A 19,406-nucleotide genomic window follows, 5' to 3' on the forward strand; every position below is an offset into this window, starting at 1 on the left:
TATCGGTTAAGCGGGTGCAAATATAAAACCCTTTTTTTTATCCCACAATCTTTTTTGATTTTTTTTTGAAAATTTTTTCGAAACAATTCAAAACCCTTTTCTTAATCAGTATTTCTTGTGAACTTTTAGCCTCAACGTTCCCGTTTTTAGCGGCTGCAAATATACAACCTATTTTTTCTTTATCGCAAACTTTTTTTTACTTTTTTTTAATGTTTTTCTCGAAAAATTTCGCCCAACCTATAAACCAATACTTTACATATAATATTATTATCATTTATACTTCCTGAAAAACTACATTAAACTAAAATACACACTTTAAACACATATATACATAAACTTAAAACACACAAAATAACTCTACACTATTAATCACTATTAACTATATGTATATAAAGTTCACACTACATATACGTACTATAGATTAGCCTGCCTTTAAACGCTAATCATACATATCTATCCTTAATAAATAAAGATGTAAAAATTTATACATTATATATTATTGTATGAATGTAATTAACCTATTATCTTTGCATTCTTATTTTCATATATATAATATAATGGTAAACATCACATTGCCTGATGGCAGTATAAAATCGTTTGAGGGAGCTACTACTCCAATAGAAGTCGCTAAAAGTATTAGTGAAGGGTTAGCTAGAAATGTTATTTCTGCAAAGTTTAATGATACTACGGTAGAAACAACAACTCCTATAACGACTGATGGATCATTGGTTTTATACACTTGGAATGACGATGAAGGTAAAAAAGCTTTCTGGCATTCTTCGGCTCATATATTAGCACAAGCAATTGAAGAGTTGTATCCTAGTGTAAAGTTATGGGTTGGTCCTGCTATTGATAATGGTTTTTATTATGATATAGATTTAGGAGATGATGTGATTTCTGACAAAGACTTTAAGCGTATAGAGGACAAGATGCTGGAGATTGCAAGAGGTAAGCATGATTTTAAAATGCGTTCAGTATCAAAAGACGAAGCATTATCTTATTATAAAGGTAAAAATGACTATAAAGTTGATTTGATAGAAAATCTTGAAGATGGTACTATCACATTTTGTGATCATGACTCATTTACTGACTTATGCCGAGGAGGGCATATACCAAACACTGGAATTGTTAAAGCTGTTAAAATATTGAGTGTAGCTGGAGCCTATTGGAAAGGTGATGAAAACAATAAACAGTTAACACGTGTTTATGGTATTTCATTTCCGAAGCAAAAAGAGTTAACTGAATATTTGCAACTACTAGAAGAAGCTAAAAAACGTGACCATAGAAAACTCGGTAAAGAACTTGAATTGTTTACTTTCTCACAAAAGGTAGGTCAAGGTCTTCCACTTTGGTTACCTAAAGGAGCTGCTTTACGTGAGCGCTTAGAAAACTTCTTAAAAGTTGCTCAGAAAAAAGCAGGATACGAAATGGTTGTAACACCTCACATTGGCCAAAAGGAGCTATACGTTACTTCTGGTCACTATGCTAAATACGGAGAAGATAGTTTTCAACCAATTCATACGCCAAAAGAAGGTGAAGAATTTTTACTAAAACCTATGAACTGTCCTCACCATTGCGAAATTTACAATAACTCTCAATGGTCTTATAAAGATTTACCAAAACGTTATGCTGAATTTGGTACTGTATATAGATATGAACAAAGTGGTGAGTTACATGGATTAACTCGTGTAAGAGGTTTTACTCAAGATGATGCTCACCTATTTTGTACTCCAGAGCAATTAGACAAAGAGTTTAAAGACGTTATCGACTTAGTGCTTTATGTTTTTGGCTCATTAGGTTTTGATAACTTTACCGCTCAAGTATCTGTAAGGGATCCTGAAAATCCCGACAAATACATTGGTGATGTAGCTAACTGGGAAAAAGCTGAACAAGCAATTATTAACGCAGCAAGTGACAAAGGTCTAAATTATGTAATTGAAACTGGTGAAGCTGCCTTTTATGGTCCTAAACTTGACTTTATGGTTAAAGATGCATTGGGCAGACAATGGCAATTAGGAACTATACAAGTAGATTATAATTTACCTGAGCGTTTTGATTTAACATATAGAGGAAGTGATAATGAACTTCACAGACCTGTTATGATACATCGTGCACCTTTTGGCAGCATGGAAAGATTTATAGCTATTTTGCTAGAACATACAGGAGGAAATTTCCCACTTTGGTTAATGCCAGAACAAGTAATTGTCTTATCAATTAGTGAGAAATATGAAAAATACGCCAAAAAAGTTTTAAATTTGTTAGAAAATAACGAAATTCGCGCCCTAATTGACAATAGGAATGAGACTATGGGTAAAAAAATTCGGGAAGCCGAAATGAAAAAAATCCCATTCATGATTATTGTCGGTGAGAATGAAGAATCAGAAAACAAAGTTTCTGTGCGTCAACATGGTGGAGAAGATCTTGGCATGATTACTGTACAAGAATTTTCGAATATTGTTGACCAAGAGATAAAAAAATCTTTGAAACAGTTTTAAAAAATTAAGTTTAATCAAAATTATATAGCCATAGCAATACGTAGAAACAGAAACAACTCTAGAAGAGTTGAAAAAGAAGATCAACACAGAATTAATTCAAAAATTAGAGCCGAAAAAGTACGAGTAGTCGGTGATAATGTTGAAGTAGGAATTTATACAACTAAGCAAGCTCTTGCCATTGCTGATGAGCAAGGTTTGGATCTTGTTGAGATTTCTCCAAAAGCTGATCCTCCAGTATGTAAGGTTATGGATTATAAGAAGTTTCTTTATGAACAAAAGAAACGAGATAAAGCCTTAAAAGCAAAAGCTTCTAAAGTTGTAGTTAAAGAAATTCGTTTTGGCCCTCAAACTGATGACCATGATTATAACTTCAAAAAGAAGCATGCCGAAAAGTTTTTAAAAGATGGAGCAAAATTGAAAGCTTTTGTGTTTTTCAAAGGACGTTCTATCGTATTTAAAGAGCAAGGACATATTTTACTACTTAGGTTAGCTCAAGACCTCGAAGAATTTGGAAAAGTAGAGCAAATGCCAAAATTAGAAGGTAAAAGAATGACCATGTTTATTGCTCCAAAAAAATAAAATAAGTGCTGAGAAACTCTCAGCTAAAAATAATAAGCGAAACGTAAATTAAAACTAGGAGAAAATGCCTAAAATGAAAACTAAATCAAGTGCTAAGAAACGTTTTAAACTAACTGGCACTGGTAAGATCAAAAGAAAGCACGCTTTTAAAAGTCACATCTTGACTAAAAAATCTAAAAAGCGTAAGCTTGCTTTGACTCATGATACATTAGTACATAAGTCAGACGAAGACAACATTAAAACAATGTTACGTTTAAAGTAATAACGTTTTAATCGGTTAAAATAATTTATAAACCCTGGAGTTAGGCAAAACAATTTAGCAAGTACCAATTAAGGTCGCCTACTACAAAAAACAAATTTAAGAAATGCCAAGATCAGTAAATTCAGTAGCTAAAAGAGCCAGAAGAAAAAAGGTTCTTAAGCAAGCAAAAGGTTACTTTGGAAGACGTAAAAACGTTTGGACAGTAGCTAAAAACGCGGTTGACAAAGCGATGCAATACTCGTACAGAGACCGTAGAAACAAAAAAAGAACGTTTCGTGCGTTATGGATTCAACGTATTAACGCTGGAGCTAGACAACACGGAATGTCATATTCAAAGTTTATGGGTAAATTAAAAGCTAACAATATCGAATTGAACCGTAAAGTTCTTGCAGATTTAGCTATGAACAATCCAGAAGCTTTTGAAGCAATAGTAAACAAAGTAAAATAAGGCGTTCGCCTAAATAATAACAACAATTCGCTTATAAAAATCCGATTCATTATGAATCGGATTTTTTGTTTTTAACATAGTTATACTTTTATCACTCAAGTGAAAATCGATAATAAACCTTATCTTACACCTTTATTATAATTTACAATCAAGATGAATAAAATTAATCTAATCTCCTCCCTCATTTTATTAATAACACTTAGCGTTTTTGGTCAAGAAACAAAAAAAGACAGTGTTTGGAATGTTTCAAATCCCCAAGGAAATTGGGATTTTAAAGACATAAAACTATCTACCAACGAAGGTACATGGATGAATATTGATGTTAGTCCTGATGGAAAACTTATTGTTTTTGATATGTTAGGCGACATCTATAAAATAGATATCAATGGTGGAAAAGCAACAGTTTTAAGAGAAGGTTTAGCTTTTGAGATACAGCCTAGATTTAGTCCTGATGGAAAATCAATTTCATTTACTAGCGATGCTGGTGGCGGTGACAATATTTGGGTTATGGATTTGGATGGCAATAATGCTAAACAAGTCACTAATGAAAATTTCAGACTTCTTAATAATGCAATTTGGACACCTGATAGCAATTATCTTATTGCCAGAAAACACTTTACTTCTACACGATCTGCAGGTGCTGGTGAGTTATGGATGTATCATAAAACTGGTGGTAAAGGTTTACAATTAACAACGAGAAAAAATGACCAACAAGATGTAAATGAACCTAGCATTTCAAGCGATGGCAAGTATTTATATTATAGTGAAGACGTATATCCTGGAGGTTTTTTTCAATACAACAAAGACCCCAATAGCCAAATTTATGTCATAAACAGATATAATATGAAAACAGGCGAAATTGATAGAATTACAGGAGGTCCTGGTGGTGCAGCGCGTCCACAAGTATCAAGAGATGGAAAAAAACTCGCTTTTATAAAACGTGTACGTGAAAAATCGGTACTATTTATACATGATTTAGAAACCAATGAAGAATGGCCTCTTTATGACAAGCTAAACAAAGACCAACAAGAAGCTTGGGCTATTTTTGGTGTATACCCAAATTTTAACTGGATGCCAAACAACCAAGACATTGTGTTTTGGTCTGGTGGAAAAATAAACCGAATAAATATCAATTCCTTGGAAGTTACTAATATTCCTTTTCAGGTTGATGCTACACTAAAAATCGCTAAAGCTGTTGAGTTTGATACTCCTGCGTCTCCTGATACTTTTGAAGCCAAAGTAATACGACATGCCGTAACATCTCCTGATGGAAAACATTTAGTGTTTAACGCATTAGGTTATTTATGGTCTCAAAAATTACCTAACGGAACTCCAAAACGTTTAACTAAAGGAACTGATTTTGAGTTTGAACCTAACTTTTCTCCTAACGGAAAAGACATCGTTTATGTAACATGGAATGATGAAAACCTTGGTTCAATATATAAAGTGTCCGCTTCGGGAGGAACTCCTACAAAGCTTATAAATGAAAAAGGAATTTACAGAAATCCTTCTTATTCACATAATGGACAAAATATTGTTTACCGAAAAGAAGGTGGAAATAATGAACAAGGAAGAACTTTTGATAAAAATCCTGGTCTTTATGTAATGAACTCTAATGGTTCAAATATAAAATTTGTAACAAAAGAAGGCGATTTTCCTAGTTTTAATGCTGATGATTCACGAATTATTTACCAAAAAGGAGGACAATATTTTGGTGACTTAACCAAAGAACTTAAGAGTGTTAATCTTGATGGTTTTGACGAGAAAATTCTTGTAAAATCAAAACATGGTAATAGATTAGTACCAAGTCCTGATAGCAAATGGATAGCATTTGTGCATCTTCATAAAGTATATATTGCTCCAATGCCGCAATCTGGTCATACACTTGATATGACTGATAAAACAAAATTTGTTCCTGTAACACAACTTTCAAAAGATGCTGGTATAAACCTTCATTGGTCCTCTGATAGTAAGCAATTGCATTGGACACTTGGTAATATGTATTATTCAACTGAAGTTTCAGAAGATGTTGAACTTGTTGAGAACGGAACTAAAATTAATATCGAAGTAAAAACCGATAAACCTAATGGAACTATTGCTTTTAAAGGTGCTCGAATAATCACAATGGAAGGTGATGAAGTTATTGAAAACGGTACTATTGTTATTACTGAAAATAAAATAGTAGCTATTGGTAAAAGCGATGCTGTTACCATTCCTTCTAACGCAAAAGTATATGATGTTACAGGAAAAACTATAATGCCTGGAATGGTTGATGCTCATGCGCATATTGGCGGTTTCCGTTACGGACTTACAACTCAAAAGCACTGGCAATTTTATGCAAATCTAGCATTTGGAGTTACAACAGCTCATGATCCTTCTGCAAATTCTGAAACAGTTTTTGCTTTATCAGAGTTACAAAAAAATGGAACTTTAGTTGGTCCTCGCCTCTACTCTACAGGTTTTATTCTATATGGAGCTGATGGTGATTTTAAAGCTGTAATTAATAATCTTGAAGATGCACGTTCGTCAGTAAGACGTACTAAAGCTTTTGGTGCTTTATCGGTTAAGAGTTATAATCAACCAAGAAGAGACCAACGTCAACAAGTATTACAAGCAGCTAGAGAAGAAGGTATTTTTGTGGTTCCTGAAGGTGGTTCAAACTTTTATCATAACATGACAATGGTTATGGATGGTCACACTGGTGTTGAACATAATATTCCTGTTGCTCCTGTTTATAAAGACGTTTTAAAACTTTGGGGAAGTAGTAATGTAGGTTACACGCCTACTCTTATTGTTAATTATGGCGGAATGAGTGGTGAATACTTTTGGTACCAAAACACAAATGTTTGGGAAAATGAAAAACTCTTAAAATATACACCTAGAGGTATTATAGATTCTAGGTCTAGACATCGTACTATGGTTCCTCATAGCGAATATGAAAACGGTCATATTTTAGTTTCTAAAACTTGCAAAGCACTAAGTGATGCAGGAGTTAAAGTAAATCTTGGTGCACATGGTCAGCTACAAGGTCTTGGTGCTCATTGGGAATTATGGATGCTTCAACAAGGTGGTATGACAAATCACGAAGCCTTAAAAGCTGCAACAATTAATGGCGCAAATTATATTGGTGCTGGTAACGATATTGGCTCATTAAAAGTTGGAAAACTTGCTGATTTAATTGTAATGGAAAAAAACCCTTTAGAAGACATTAAAAACTCTGAAAGTATTATATATACTATGGTTAATGGTCGTTTATACGATACTGAAACTATGAATGAAATTGGTAACTCACCAAAAGAAAGAACTCAATTTTACTGGGAAAACAATAAGTATAACCAAGCATTTCCTTGGCATGAAGCTAGCCAAAGTTTTACTAAAGAATCTTGTGGTTGTCATATAGGTTCTTCGCACTAAAACAATTAGTTAACCTTAATTTTAAACAGAGTTTAAAGCCTATTAGTATTTTTGAAAAAAATGCGATATGAATCTATCTCAAGTTAAACTTGTAGTCACTGATATGGATGGTACACTTCTTAATTCTAAAGGAGAAGTTAGTGATAGTTTCTACTCTATTTTTAAGGAACTAAAACACCATAACATTCATTTTATAGCTGCTAGCGGAAGACAATACCATAGTATAATTGATAAGCTTCATGACATTAAAGATGAAATTACTGTAATTGCTGAAAATGGTGGTATTGCTAAACAAGGTAAAACTCAGCTTCTATCTAACTACTTTCCAATTGAGGTTATTCATCAACTTATTGTTTTATTGAGAACTATTGATGATGCTCATATTGTACTTTGTGGTGAAAACTATGCGTATGTTGAGTCTAAAGATGATGATTTTATTTTCATGTTTAGCGAATATTATACGCAGTTTAAATTAGTTGAAGACCTTACTGAAGTGCTGGACGACAATTTTTTAAAAATTGCTGTTTACAGTTTTGGTGGGTCTGAAGAGTTTGTGTATCCACATGTAAAAAACTATGAAAATGATTTACAGGTAAAAATTTCTGGTAACAACTGGTTAGATTTATCTCACATCAATACAAACAAAGGTTATGCTTTACAGCAAATACAAACCGCTTTAGGTATTACCAAAGCAGAAACTATGGTGTTTGGCGACTACAATAATGATTTGGAAATGCTACAATTAGCAGATTATAGCTTTGCAATGAAAAATGCGCATCCAAACGTAAAAAAAGTAGCTAAGTTTGAAACCAAAAGCAATGATGAAGGTGGTGTTGAATTTATTTTAAAACAGTTGATAAACGACAAAGAATTAGTTGCCAAAAGCAGTAAGCACTAAACGTCTTCCGTTAGCAAAATTTCGATGTTCGCATAAGTAAATTCCTTGCCACGTTCCAAGATTTAAATTCCCATTTGTAATAGGAATTTGGACAGAACTTCCCATTAACGAAGCCTTAATATGCGCTGGCATATCATCAGAACCTTCATAATTGTGTTTGTAATAAGGTTGATTTTCTGGAACCATAACATTTATATGACTTTCAAAGTCAGCCCTAACAGTAGCATCAGCATTTTCATTAATGGTTAAACTAGCTGATGTATGTTTAATAAACACATGTAGTAATCCTATATTGATTGTAGCAATTTCGGAGAAATCCTTTATGATTTCAGAAGTAATTAAATGAAAACCTCTCTCTTTTGCAGTGAGTACAATTTCCTTTTGAAACGTTTTCATAACTATTAGGTCTTCTGTTTTTTCTTTTTAGCTGCAGGAAACAATACATTATTAAGTATTAATCTATAACCTGGTGATGTTGGATGCAAATCCAATTCGGTTTTTGGGTCTCCTACTCTATGCGTATAATCTTCTGGGTCGTGTCCACCATAAAATGTAAAAAAGCCTTTTCCTTTAATACCATGAATATATTTAGCTTCTCCATTGGTTTTGTTTTCACCCATAATAAGCACATTACTTTTTATTTCATCTCTAGTAAATGCAGTAGTCTGTCCCATAAAACCTTTTACCAATGCAGTATGATTTTGACAAAGCATTGTAGGAACAGGATCCCACTTAGCCGAAAATTCCATAAGCGTAAAGTAATCTGTAGTTTTAGGAATACGTCTTTTTTGAGTCATATCAATTGAAGAAAACTCATACACATTAGGATTTCTTTCCAATAAATAATCTTTAAATGCAAAGGTTTTACTGTAATCTATTTTATTTTGATAACCAGGATCACTACCATCTCCATCAAACATGGGCTCACAAATATCTACACCTTCTGCGCTTAAAGCAATATCAAAACTATCGGTTGCACTACACATTGCAAACATAAATCCACCTCCTACTACGTAGTCTTTAATTTTTTTTGCAACAGCTAATTTTTCCTGAGATACTTTAGAGTAACCTAATCTTGCTGCCAATGCTTCTGCTTCTTTCTTTTCTTCAATATACCAAGCTGCAGACTTAAATCTTCTGTAAAACTTACCATATTGTCCTGTAAAATCTTCATGATGTAAATGCAACCAATCGTATAACAATAAGGCATCATTGAGCACTTCTTCATCATAAATGGTATCGTAAGGAATTTCGGCATAAGTAAGTACCATGGTTACAGCATCATCCCAAGGTTGTAAACCATAAGGTGTGTAGACAGCTATTTTTGGTGCTTTTTCCAACACTACAGCTTCCATATTTTGTGAAGGACTACTAATAAGTTCCAGTATTTCTTCTGCTTTAGAATTAGAAATCACTTCAAAACTTACACCACGTATTTGACATTCTCTCTGAATTTCTTCAGTATCAGGAACCAAAAACGATCCTCCTCTATAATTCAATAACCATTTTACCTTTAGTTGTTTTTCTAAAGTCCAATAGGTAACTCCATACGCTTTTAGGTGGTTTTTCTGTCCTTCAGCATCCATAGGAATTAAAACATAAGACGCAAAAGCTCCTGTAGTAACACAAAGGAAAAATAATAAGGCAAGTATCTTCTTCATAGACGAAATATACTCAAAAAATATTCCGCGATAAAAGGGTTTAAGGAAATATTAGCTAAAACAATATAAGAACAAGCTCAACTAACTACCAGATAATATGTTTGCTATTTTCTTGGTATTAGGAAATTGTTCCAATATAATTTTTATGAAAACCGTAATTGGAATAGCCATAATAAGACCTGGAATTCCCCAAATATAACCCCAAAGCATAAGCATTACTAAAACAGTAATAATGTTTATTGAGAAGGATTTCCCCATAAAAATAGGCTCTAAAATAGCTCCAAAAAGCACTTGAACTCCAGTAATGGATACAATAAAGAAGAATAATGTACTTGTTGGGTCTAACTCTACAAAAGCAAAAATTGATAGTAGTATTACCGAAATAAATGAGCCTACCATTTGTACAAAGTTGATTACAAACGCAAATAATCCCCAAAAAATTGGAAAACTCACATCAAAAAACAAACACGCCAATCCTGTACCAATGCCTGTGAGTAAGCTTACAAAAAACTTTACCTTTATAAATGTTATAAGGTCTTTTTCAATTTTCATAAATGCTTTTACAGAGGCATGCTTTTGTTTTAAAATAGTATTATTTAAAACATTATGAACGTTAATAGATTCTGCCAACCATAGCACAACAAAAAAGGCTGTCATTAAGATCATGGTTAAAAACTTCCTTAAAAAATCGAAAGTTGTACCAATATTATCCTTTTCAAAAAAACCAGAAATCATGTTTTTATCATTCTGAAAAACAATACCAAAAGTTTCTTCTAAATATAGTTTTGCATCAGCAAGTTTAACTTCTGCTTTATCAAAAAACTCAGTATTAGAAGCCATGATTTGTTTACTTGATAACTTTATGAGTTCTGCTCCTACTTTTAAGCCTATAAAAATTAAAAGAATAACAAGAACAATACTTATCCATTTTGGCACCTTACGTTTACCCAACCAACGCATTAATGGTAAAAACAATAATGCTATAAACATTGAAAAGATTAAGGGAATAAAGATGAATGATAAAATCTTTAAAAGGTAAAATACCAAAGGGATTACTATAATAAGCAATAATAAATTTGTAGTACGTCTTTGATCTAGCATGGAGCGTTTTTTCTTTTTCAACCGAACAACAAATTTAGCTTAAAATGTTGTTATAAAGGGTAATAAAATACGTTAGAAAATGTTAAATATTAAAACGGAACATCGTTATCATCGTCTTCTGGAGCACCAAATGCATCAGAAGCTGACGGAAAGTTGTCTGGCTTAAAAGTGTTATCGTTGGCAGCATTCATTTTACTATGGAATTCATTACCAAAAGGCGTATCAAAATCATCAAGATTATCAAACTTACCAAGATGTCCAATGAACTTCAATCTGATGTTTTCTAAACCACCATTTCTGTGCTTTGCAACAATAAACTCACCTTGTCCTTCGGTTGGCGAACGGTCTTCATCGTCCCATTCGTCAATTTTGTAGTATTCAGGACGGTAAATAAACGATACAATATCGGCATCCTGCTCAATAGCTCCAGATTCACGTAAATCAGATAGTAAAGGACGCTTACTACCACCACGAGTTTCAACAGCACGTGATAACTGAGAAAGTGCAATAACAGGAACATTAAGTTCTTTTGCCAATGCTTTTAAGTTTCTAGAAATTGTTGAAATTTCCTGTTCTCTGTTTCCTCCTTTTTGACTTCCTCCTGCTGTCATTAACTGAAGGTAGTCAATCATAATCATTTTGATACCATATTGTGATGCCAAACGACGTGCTTTTGCTCTTAAATCGAATATAGAAAGTGATGGTGTATCATCAATATACAAAGGTGCTTTTTCTAATGTTTTTACTTTAACATTAAGTTGCTCCCACTCGTGTTTTTCTAGCTTTCCTGTTCTTAATTTTTCTGAAGACAGTCCTGTTTCACTAGAAATCAAACGCGTAATCAACTGTACCGATGACATCTCTAAAGAGAAAAAAGCTACAGGTTGGTTAAAATCAACAGCAATATTTCTAGCCATGGTAAGCGTTAAAGCTGTTTTACCCATACCAGGACGTGCAGCAACAATGATTAAATCACTTGGTTGCCAACCAGACGTTAACTTATCTAGCTTATCAAATCCTGTAGGAATACCACTTAACCCTTTTTTGTTAGAAATCTCTTCAATCTTTTTCTTTGCTTGTATTACTAAGCTTTGAGCTGTTTCGGTAGATTTTTTAACGTTACCTTGAGTAACTTCATAAAGTTTTGATTCGGCATTGTCCAAAAGATCGAAAACGTCTTTGGTTTCATCGTAAGCTTCTTCAATAATTTCACTTGAAATTTTAATTAAACTTCTTTGAATATATTTTTGAAGAATAATACGTGCATGAAACTCAATATGTGCCGAAGATGACACTCTTTGTGTTAATGAAATGAGGTAAAAATCACCTCCAACCAAATCTAGCTTCGCATCCTTTTTAAGTTGACTAGAAACGGTTAATAAGTCAACAGGTTCACTATTTTCAAATAATTTGAAAATAGCTTCAAAGATGTATTTATGAGCATCTTTATAAAAGGCTTCAGGACTTAAGATATCAATTACCTCATCAACCCCTTTTTTATCAATCATCATTGCCCCAAGCACAACCTCTTCTAAATCAATAGCTTGAGGAGGTATTTTTCCTTTCTCTAAACTAATGATAGTGCTTTTATCTACTTTATAACCTTTTATTGGGTCTGGTTGTTTCATAAGATGCGAATGTAACTAAAATGTTAAGAAAGAACAGAATTTTAATACTTTCAATCTTAACAGTTCTTCAACAATTTAACTGTTAATAACTTATATATATTGTTAATAGCGACAAAAAAAACCGAAGTTCAGCACTTCAGTTTTTTTGAATACTATATTTTATTAGGATTAGCCTTTGTAAACTCCCATTTGCATATATTTTTCCATGCGTTGGTCTACTAACTCTTTTGGTGATAAGTTTTTTAATTCTTCGTAATTTTTTACGATAGCATCACTAACCGATTTAAAAGTGGTTTCTCTATCAGTATGTGCTCCACCAAGAGGTTCTTTTATGATTTGGTCTACAAGCTTAAGCTTTTTCATATCTGGTGCAGTAAGTTTTAAAGCTTCGGCAGCTTGCTCCTTGTATTCCCAGCTACGCCATAAGATAGATGAGCAAGATTCAGGTGAAATTACAGAATACCATGTGTTCTCTAACATCAATACTTTATCTCCAACACCAATTCCTAAAGCACCACCAGATGCTCCTTCTCCTATTATTATGGTAATAATTGGCACTTTAAGACGTGCCATTTCTAAAATGTTTCTTGCAATAGCTTCTCCTTGTCCGCGTTCTTCAGCTTCTAATCCTGGATATGCTCCTGGAGTATCTACTAAGGTTACAACAGGAATACCAAATTTTTCGGCAGACTTCATTAAACGCAATGCTTTTCTGTAGCCTTCTGGATTTGCCATACCAAAGTTTCTGTATTGTCTAGTTTTGGTATTATAACCTTTTTGTTGACCAATAAACATATAGGTTTGGTCTCCAATTTTACCCAATCCACCAATCATTGCTTTGTCGTCTTTTACATTTCTATCTCCATGAAGTTCAAGAAATGAATCACCACAAAGTGCTTTAATATGGTCTAGAGTATAAGGTCTGTTTGGATGACGAGATAACTGTACACGTTGCCATGCAGTAAGATTTTTGTATATATCTTTTTTGGTCTCTTTTAGCTTTTTTTCAATTTTCTTACAAGTCTCAGTAACATCTACATCACTCTCTTCTCCTATTATCTGGCATTTTTGCAACTGATCTTCAAGCTCTTTAATTGGAAGTTCAAATTCTAAATATTCCATTGAAAGTTACGTTTAATTTTAGTTAGCATACAAATATAAAAACTTTAATCGTCTTAGCTTGTTAAGCTGCTTTTCTTTTTAACTATTTTTCTATTTTTAAGTAAAGCATCCCATAAAACAGTAATAAAAATAAGCGCTGCACCATAATAGAATTGTTGGCTCATAATCTCGGTTTCAGGAAATAAAATGATTGCTAGTGTAATACCATAAATTGGTTCTAAATTGTACGAAAGTATTACTGTATAAGGACTTATATGTTTCATTACTTCTACTGAACCAATAAATGCATAGGCTGTACAAACTGATCCTAAAATTATGAGGTATATCCAATCAGAATTTGATAGCGTGAAAAACTGTGTGTTAAACGCATTGTCTGAACGAATAATAAATAGCGACAGTAAAACAATACCGCTTATAAATTCATAAAATGAAATAACCGAAGCGTTGTGCCTTTCAATGAACTTGCCATTAATAACTGCAAAGGTTGTAGAAAAAAGTGCTGAAAGTATGCCTAGAATTATTCCGTAAAGGTATTGAATTTCACTCTGGGTTATTAAAAATACACCAACTACAACAACAATTCCGAAGAATATTTCGTAACCAATTATTTTACGCTTATAAATTAAAGGCTCTATAAAAGAAGCAAAAAAAGCTCCTGTAGAAAACATAGCGAGTGCTATTGATACATTAGCTTGATTAATGGATTCAAAAAAAGTAATCCAATGTAAAGCGATGATAATACCTGCACCAAAAAAACCGAGTATCGTTTTTGGTGGAAGGTTTAAAGGAATTCTTGCTAGCTTTATGTAAGCATACATTAATACTGCTGCAATTACCATTCTGTACCATACCAACTCAGTTGAGCCAATGGTTATTAACGCTCCTAAAATAGCAGTAAATCCAGCAATGAAAACTAAAAAATGTAAGTGTAAATAATTTTTAAGCTTAACGTTTGGCATTATATAGAAGGTATATGGCTATTATACCAAAGATAACATTTGGAAACCAAACTGCAACCAAGGGAGGAAAATCTGATTGCTCTGCCATTACACCAAACACTTTATCGAAAAACACATAAACCATTGCAATAGTAATACCAAAAGCAAGATTAACTCCCATACCTCCTCTTCTTTTAATTGAAGATACAGCAACAGCAATAATAGTAAGTATATATACCGAAACTGGTAAACTCCATTTTTTATACTTTACTACTTCATATCTCCCAATGTTTGATGAGCCTCTCTTTTTTTCTTTTTCAATGAAACGGTTAAGCTCTCCATATTGAAAAGTTTCTGCAATATACTCAACAGGTGTAAGGTCTTCGAGATCAAATGTAAAGAGCGTATCAAAACGTCTCGTAGTTTCGATAATCTCAGAGTTTTCGTTGAAAATTCGCTTTGTGTAGTTAATTAATCTATAAGTAGAATCTCTTTCTATAAATGTAATATTATCGGCTGAAATTTTGTACTCCAACTTATTACCATCAAAATGCTCTAAAGTAAATTTAAATCCTCTTTTTGCATTAGGGTCAAATCGACTTACGTAAATAAAGTCGTTATCGTTTATCTGCCTATAAATATCTTGAGTTTCAAATGCTTTTCTATTTCCTTTTAAATATTGATACTTAAACTGATTAAAACCTTTACTTGCCATAGGTGCTAAATACAAACCAAGTAATAATGCAAAACCAGCTACTATTGTAGACCCTATCATATAAGGTTTTAAAAATCTTGAAAAAGAAACTCCAGAGCTTAATATGGCAGTAATCTCAGTATTGTTGGCTAACTTAGAAGTAAACCAAATTACTGACAAGAATAAAAACAAAGGAAATAACAAGTTAGCAAAATAGATTGTAAAATCTAGATAGTACTTCGCTACAGCAGGAAAAGGCACTTCTTTTTCAAGAATTTTACCAATCTTTTCAGCAAGATTTACAGTTATCCCAATAGGAATAAACAACAGCAACATCATTAAAAATGTAAACAGGTAACGCTTTAATATGTACCAATCTAATATCTTTAACATTACAATCGTTTATCCATTTGTTTTACCATTTTATCTTTCCAGCTTCTAAAATCTCCTGCTAATATATGTTTTCTAGCTTCTCTAACCAACCATAAATAAAAACCAAGATTATGTATAGTTGCTATTTGCTTACCAAGTAATTCATTTACAGTAAATAAATGACGCAAATAGGCTTTACTATATTCGGTATCTACAAAGGTTATTCCCATTTCATCAATTGGAGAAAAATCGTCTTCCCATTTTTTATTTTTGATGTTTATTGTACCATGAGCTGTAAATAACATTCCATTTCTAGCATTTCTTGTAGGCATTACACAGTCAAACATATCTACACCTAACGCTATATTTTCTAAAATATTGATTGGCGTACCGACTCCCATTAAATAACGAGGTTTGTCTTCTAGCAAAATTCCGCATACAACATCAGTCATAGCATACATTTCTTCGGCAGGTTCTCCTACCGAAAGTCCACCAATAGCGTTTCCTAAAGCTCCAGAGTTAGCAATATATTCAGCAGACTGAATACGTAAATCTTTGTATGTACTTCCTTGAACAATTGGAAAAAACGTTTGTGAGTACCCATATTTAAATGGTGTTTTTTGTAAATGCGCAATACATCTGTCTAACCAACGATGCGTCATGTGCATAGAGCGTTTTGCGTAATTATAATCGCAAGGATAAGGTGTACACTCATCAAAAGCCATTATAATATCAGCACCAATACTACGCTGAATTTCCATAACATTTTCAGGCGTAAATGTATGGTAGCTACCATCAATATGTGATTTAAACTTAACACCTTCTTCCTTAATTTTTCTATTTGCAGAAAGCGAGTACACTTGGTAACCACCAGAATCGGTTAGTATATTTCTATCCCAATTCATAAACTTATGAAGTCCGCCTGCCTTTTCTAAAATATCAGTTTGAGGTCTTAAATAAAGATGATAGGTGTTACCTAATATAATATCAGGATTTATATCGTTTTTAAGCTCTCGTTGATGCACTCCTTTTACCGAAGCCACAGTACCAACTGGCATAAAAATAGGTGTTTCAATAACACCATGATCTGTAGTAATTTTTCCTGCTCTAGCCTTACTTTGACTATCTTTTCCCTTTAATTCAAATATCATATGCTTTACTCAATGAGTTGGCAAAGATAAATAACTAAATGTGATGTGCTTCTTAATAAATTCAAAATTGTTAGCAAAAGCATCATTTTGGTTAATAAATGCTCATAAAGTCTTTTTGTTAATCTGTATAAAACTTTACTTTTGCATCAAGAAAAAACTTAGATTAAAAACATGTCAAACACACAACAACTAGAAGATTTAGTAACACAGGTTCGTAGAGACATTTTACGGATGGTACATAAAGTAAACTCAGGGCATCCAGGTGGTTCTTTGGGCTGTACAGAATTTTTTGTAGCGCTTTATAATGAAATAATGGAAACCAATGACACCTTTGATATGGATGGTATTGGAGAAGATATTTTCTTCCTATCAAACGGTCATATTTCGCCTGTTTATTACAGCGTATTAGCAAGAGCAGGTTACTTTCCTGTAGATGAACTAAACACTTTTAGAATAATCAACTCTAGATTACAAGGACATCCAACTACTCACGAAGGTTTACCAGGTGTTCGTATTGCATCAGGTTCTTTAGGACAAGGAATGAGCGTTGCTCTTGGTGCTGCACAAGCAAAAAAATTAAATAATGACAACCATTTAGTATACAGTTTACATGGTGATGGCGAGTTACAAGAAGGTCAAAACTGGGAAGCTATAATGTATGCATCAGGAAACAAAGTTGACAATATTATTGCTACTATTGACTTAAACGGTCAGCAAATTGACGGTTCTACAGATGACGTTTTACCTATGGGAAATGTCAAAGAAAAATTTGAAGCTTTTGGATGGACTGTTTTAGAAATTGAAGAAGGAAATAATATTGAAGCTATATTAAAAGGTATGGCTGAAGCAAAATCTAAAACTGGGCAAGGGAAACCAGTATGCGTTTTACTAAAAACTGTAATGGGTAATGGTGTTGATTTTATGATGCACACTCATGCGTGGCATGGTAAAGCACCAAACGATGAGCAGTTAGCTATTGGACTAGCACAAAACCCAGAAACTTTAGGAGATTATTAAGCAGCAACAACTAAGACAATGAAAACATATACATACACAGAAAAAAAAGATACTAGAAGTGGTTTTGGAGCAGGACTTGCAGAGTTAGGTAGAACAAATCCAAACGTTGTTGCACTTTGTGCAGATTTAATTGGTTCGTTAAAAATGGATCAATTTATTAAGGAAAATCCTGAGCGTTTTTTCCAAGTAGGAATTGCTGAAGCTAACATGATGGGTATAGCAGCAGGGTTAACTATTGGTGGAAAAATTCCATTTACTGGTACTTTTGCTAATTTCTCAACAGGAAGAGTTTACGATCAAATTCGTCAATCTATAGCTTATTCTGGTAAAAATGTAAAAATATGCGCATCACATGCAGGTTTAACTTTAGGCGAAGATGGAGCAACACATCAAATACTAGAAGACATTGGATTAATGAAAATGCTTCCAGGAATGACAGTTATAAATCCATGTGACTATAACCAAACCAAAGCTGCTACTATAGCTATTGCAGAACATGATGGACCTGTTTACCTTCGTTTTGGTAGACCTTCAGTTCCTGTGTTTATGCCTGAAGAGCAAAAATTTGAAATAGGGAAAGCTATTCATCTTACTGAAGGAAGCGATGTAACTATTGTTGCTACAGGGCATTTAGTTTGGGAAGCATTAGAAGCTTCAAAAGCGCTTTTTGAAAAAGGTATCAAGGCTGAAGTTATTAATATTCATACCATAAAACCTCTTGATGAAAAAGCAATATTAGACTCAGTCGCAAAAACTAAATGCATTGTAACTGCTGAAGAACACAACTATTTAGGTGGTTTAGGAGAGAGTGTAGCTAGAGTTTTAGCTGAAAACGAACCTACGCCTCAAGAGTTTATTGCTACTCAAGATACTTTTGGAGAATCTGGTACACCAGCACAACTAATGGACAAATACGGACTTAACAGTTCTGCTATTATAAATGCTGTTGAAAAAGTAATGAAAAGAAAATAATATTCGTTTGGCAACGTTTTTGATACTATAATCCAAATCTAAAAAACGAATATTATGAAAAAATTAGTTATTACTACAATTCTGTTATTTGCAATTAATTTATCTTTTGCTCAAGACGGAAACAGCTTTGGTCTTAAAGGTGGACTAAACTATAATGCCAATGGAGATTATTTTGAATCTATTGGTGATAATGCACAACACCCAGACCGAAACATAGGTTATCATATTGGTGTTTTTGGTAAAATTGGAAACAAGTTTTACTTCAGACCTGAGCTGATGTATACTAGTACTAAAAGTGATTACGATAGTGATGATTTCACTATGCAGAAAATTGACGCTCCTCTATTATTTGGTGTTAAAGTTTTAGGACCTGTAAGTGTTTTTGGTGGACCATCATTACAATATATCTTGGATACTGAGTTTGATGGTATAAGCATTAGCGAAGTTGAAGATGACTTTTCAGTTGGATTAAACTTTGGTATTGGACTAAGCTTTCAATCGTTTGGAATTGACCTAAGATACGAAAGAGGTTTTAGTGATAACGAAGCTACATTTATTGGAAACAATTTAGGAGAAGGTGTTGTAAGTAGAATTGATACCAGACCTGATCAACTTATCTTAAGTTTATCGCTAATTCTATAAAAAAAGAAATAA

Annotated in this window: 17 protein-coding genes; 9 read left to right on the forward strand and 8 right to left on the reverse strand. The window is 33.1% G+C overall.

The genetic code is table 11. The features are described from left to right. Positions 1 to 557 precede the first annotated feature (557 nt). From thrS to ACQ0RB_RS13315, 6 genes are all read left to right on the forward strand, one after another. Complete coding sequence (gene thrS, locus ACQ0RB_RS13290) at positions 558 to 2,495, forward strand: threonine--tRNA ligase (protein ID WP_430499032.1); 1,938 nt, start codon at positions 558 to 560, stop codon at positions 2,493 to 2,495. Between the two features lie 30 nt (positions 2,496 to 2,525). Then, the gene (gene infC, locus ACQ0RB_RS13295) at positions 2,526 to 3,074 is read left to right on the forward strand and encodes a translation initiation factor IF-3 (RefSeq protein WP_202865202.1); all 549 of its coding nucleotides are present in this window, start codon (positions 2,526 to 2,528) and stop codon (positions 3,072 to 3,074) included. 64 nt (positions 3,075 to 3,138) lie between these two features. Continuing rightward, positions 3,139 to 3,336 carry a 50S ribosomal protein L35 gene (gene rpmI / locus ACQ0RB_RS13300; RefSeq protein WP_129761794.1) on the forward strand — a complete coding sequence of 66 codons (198 nt, stop codon included), beginning with the start codon at positions 3,139 to 3,141 and terminating at the stop codon, positions 3,334 to 3,336. Positions 3,337 to 3,439: 103 nt separating this feature from the next. After that, a complete protein-coding gene (gene rplT / locus ACQ0RB_RS13305; protein ID WP_129761793.1) occupies positions 3,440 to 3,784 on the forward strand; it encodes a 50S ribosomal protein L20 in 345 nt (114 codons plus the stop codon). 153 nt (positions 3,785 to 3,937) lie between these two features. Further along, the gene (locus tag ACQ0RB_RS13310; RefSeq protein ID WP_430499034.1) at positions 3,938 to 7,198 is read left to right on the forward strand and encodes an amidohydrolase family protein; all 3,261 of its coding nucleotides are present in this window, start codon (positions 3,938 to 3,940) and stop codon (positions 7,196 to 7,198) included. Positions 7,199 to 7,265: 67 nt separating this feature from the next. Further along, entirely contained in the window at positions 7,266 to 8,096 is an 831-nt protein-coding gene (locus ACQ0RB_RS13315) for an HAD family hydrolase (protein ID WP_430499036.1), read from the forward strand. On the opposite strand, the gene ACQ0RB_RS13320 is transcribed toward ACQ0RB_RS13315, so the two are convergent. From ACQ0RB_RS13320 to tgt, 8 genes are all read right to left on the reverse strand, one after another. After that, a complete protein-coding gene (locus ACQ0RB_RS13320; RefSeq protein WP_430499038.1) occupies positions 8,070 to 8,492 on the reverse strand; it encodes a secondary thiamine-phosphate synthase enzyme YjbQ in 423 nt (140 codons plus the stop codon). The two genes, ACQ0RB_RS13315 and ACQ0RB_RS13320, sit on opposite strands and share 27 nt — an antisense overlap. A gap of 5 nt (positions 8,493 to 8,497) precedes the next feature. Further along, complete coding sequence (locus tag ACQ0RB_RS13325; RefSeq protein ID WP_430499040.1) at positions 8,498 to 9,757, reverse strand: asparagine synthetase B; 1,260 nt, start codon at positions 9,755 to 9,757, stop codon at positions 8,498 to 8,500. Between the two features lie 81 nt (positions 9,758 to 9,838). After that, positions 9,839 to 10,858 (reverse strand): AI-2E family transporter, encoded by a 1,020-nt coding sequence (locus ACQ0RB_RS13330; protein WP_430499042.1) that lies wholly within the window; start codon positions 10,856 to 10,858, stop codon positions 9,839 to 9,841. Between the two features lie 89 nt (positions 10,859 to 10,947). Next, the gene (gene dnaB / locus ACQ0RB_RS13335) at positions 10,948 to 12,486 is read right to left on the reverse strand and encodes a replicative DNA helicase (protein WP_129761788.1); all 1,539 of its coding nucleotides are present in this window, start codon (positions 12,484 to 12,486) and stop codon (positions 10,948 to 10,950) included. A gap of 168 nt (positions 12,487 to 12,654) precedes the next feature. Then, positions 12,655 to 13,608 (reverse strand): acetyl-CoA carboxylase carboxyltransferase subunit alpha, encoded by a 954-nt coding sequence (locus ACQ0RB_RS13340; RefSeq protein ID WP_129761787.1) that lies wholly within the window; start codon positions 13,606 to 13,608, stop codon positions 12,655 to 12,657. Positions 13,609 to 13,661: 53 nt separating this feature from the next. Further along, positions 13,662 to 14,567 carry a DMT family transporter gene (locus ACQ0RB_RS13345; protein ID WP_430499044.1) on the reverse strand — a complete coding sequence of 302 codons (906 nt, stop codon included), beginning with the start codon at positions 14,565 to 14,567 and terminating at the stop codon, positions 13,662 to 13,664. Further along, positions 14,554 to 15,633: an LptF/LptG family permease gene (locus ACQ0RB_RS13350; RefSeq protein ID WP_430499045.1), complete on the reverse strand. Its 1,080-nt coding sequence runs from the start codon at positions 15,631 to 15,633 to the stop codon at positions 14,554 to 14,556. Before ACQ0RB_RS13350 ends, ACQ0RB_RS13345 begins: the two co-directional genes overlap by 14 nt. Continuing rightward, on the reverse strand, positions 15,633 to 16,763 hold the full coding sequence (tgt, locus tag ACQ0RB_RS13355) for a tRNA guanosine(34) transglycosylase Tgt (RefSeq protein WP_430499047.1): 1,131 nt from the start codon (positions 16,761 to 16,763) through the stop codon (positions 15,633 to 15,635). The genes ACQ0RB_RS13350 and tgt overlap by 1 nt, the downstream gene beginning before the upstream one ends. A gap of 171 nt (positions 16,764 to 16,934) precedes the next feature. On the opposite strand from tgt, the gene ACQ0RB_RS13360 reads away from it, so the two are divergent. From ACQ0RB_RS13360 to ACQ0RB_RS13370, 3 genes are read left to right on the forward strand one after another with little or no spacing between them, the layout of a single operon-like run. After that, entirely contained in the window at positions 16,935 to 17,780 is an 846-nt protein-coding gene (locus ACQ0RB_RS13360; protein ID WP_430499048.1) for a transketolase, read from the forward strand. An 18-nt stretch (positions 17,781 to 17,798) separates the two neighbouring features. After that, on the forward strand, positions 17,799 to 18,752 hold the full coding sequence (locus tag ACQ0RB_RS13365; RefSeq protein ID WP_430499050.1) for a transketolase family protein: 954 nt from the start codon (positions 17,799 to 17,801) through the stop codon (positions 18,750 to 18,752). 54 nt (positions 18,753 to 18,806) lie between these two features. Then, positions 18,807 to 19,394: a porin family protein gene (locus tag ACQ0RB_RS13370; protein ID WP_129761781.1), complete on the forward strand. Its 588-nt coding sequence runs from the start codon at positions 18,807 to 18,809 to the stop codon at positions 19,392 to 19,394. Positions 19,395 to 19,406 lie beyond the last annotated feature (12 nt).

Source organism: Gaetbulibacter sp. PBL-D1 (assembly GCF_050509525.1).
GTDB classification, from domain to species: domain Bacteria; phylum Bacteroidota; class Bacteroidia; order Flavobacteriales; family Flavobacteriaceae; genus Gaetbulibacter_B; species Gaetbulibacter_B jejuensis.